The 530-nt window shown below is 70.0% G+C and carries 1 pseudogene; it reads right to left on the bottom strand.

Annotated elements, in window-relative coordinates:
• Positions 1 to 126, bottom strand: a pseudogene (locus IE312_RS44700) (IS701 family transposase); the annotation flags it as partial.
• Between the last annotated feature and the right edge of the window lie 404 nt (positions 127 to 530).

The raw sequence follows: 530 nt of genomic DNA, 5'->3' as shown, positions 1-530 counted from the left end.
CTCGGCCCACCTGCGCTGGTCGGCCCGGGGCAGCCGGCCGAAGACCGCGTCGGTGAACGAGTTGGGCTGACGGGCCTCGCCGAGGTCGGCCAGATCCCTCGGATCCGGCTCGTACAGCACGGTCATCTGACATTCCCTCCCACACGGCGGCGCTGACCCCTCCAGCATAAATAGCGTTCTTTATGTTTCTGCGGCCGGCGGCCGGCCCGCCACGACTTTGGCAAGTTGAGGGCCTCGAAAGGCGCGAAAGCACCCCGCAACGACCGGCCCCGCGGGGCGGGAGACAGGGCCGGGCGCCGCCGGAACTCTTCGCCGACTCCCTTAAGTAGCGTCCCGTCGCCGCGCCCGGCTCGCAGCGGCGAGGCCGTCCCTGCGCACACTGACGGCCGACGGCGAGGCGGTCCCACACCCTCGCCGGGGTCGCCCCAGACCACTCTCCAGGCCGTGCGTCACGGCATCCACCCGTCTTTGGACTCCCAACATGACTGAGATAACGAAAGCCGTCATCCCTGTCGCGGGGCTGGGCACGC

It is taken from the genome of Streptomyces capoamus (assembly GCF_014654935.1).
In the GTDB taxonomy this organism is placed as follows: Bacteria; Actinomycetota; Actinomycetes; order Streptomycetales; family Streptomycetaceae; genus Streptomyces; species Streptomyces capoamus.
The sequence above is the reverse complement of the archived record's forward strand: the minus strand, read 5'-3'. Positions and strand labels throughout refer to the sequence as shown.